Source organism: Streptomonospora wellingtoniae (assembly GCF_031845375.1).
Lineage (GTDB): Bacteria > Actinomycetota > Actinomycetes > Streptosporangiales > Streptosporangiaceae > Streptomonospora > Streptomonospora wellingtoniae.
In genome coordinates, this window is the sequence record NZ_JAVREK010000067.1 from 1 (window position 1) to 640 (window position 640).

Annotated in this window: 1 protein-coding gene; it reads left to right on the plus strand. The window is 39.7% G+C overall.

Annotated elements, in window-relative coordinates; genetic code table 11:
* On the plus strand, nt 1–539 hold a 539-nt coding region (locus RM446_RS24650; RefSeq protein ID WP_311547836.1), incomplete at its 5' end, for a stage V sporulation protein AE.
* Nucleotides 540–640: the final 101 nt, after the last annotated feature.

Sequence of the window (640 nt, forward strand, 5' to 3'; positions counted from 1 at the left end):
CTCAAGAAGCTTTGGAACAAGTAGCTAAACGAATTCATGGACGCGTGATCTCCCTCTCTGCGGGTAACCCGACCCATCTTTCAGGACCTGAGCTTGTGAAACTGATCCATCGGGCGAAATACGATCCAGTTATCGTGATGTTTGATGACTGTGGAAATGCCAAGGAAGGATTTGGAGAAAGGGCATTACGATATGTAGCGAATCATGAAAGCATCGAAGTAATCGGTGCGATTGCTGTTGCTTCAAACTGTATGAAGAGCCGAGGGACACCTGTCCATATGGCTCTAGATTGTCATGGAAATGTGATTAGTCATCCAGTTGATAAATATGGGAAAACCCAGTATAATGAAGAACTTCGAATCTACGGAGACACCGTAGAAATTTTAAATGCGATTCAAATTCCGATCATCATCGGAATCGGTGATGTCGGGAAGATGCGAAGGTACGATTATTATAAAATAGGAGCTCCTGTTACTACGAAGGCAATTAAACTATTATTAGATATTTATCAAAAGAATACTGGAATTGTTGATATATAAAGAGAATCCAATCGATGCTCACTATGTGAAATCTGTTGGATATATTTCGTTGTAAAGGAATAGTTCCTATGTTACAATTACAAAAATTCACAGTTCGATTG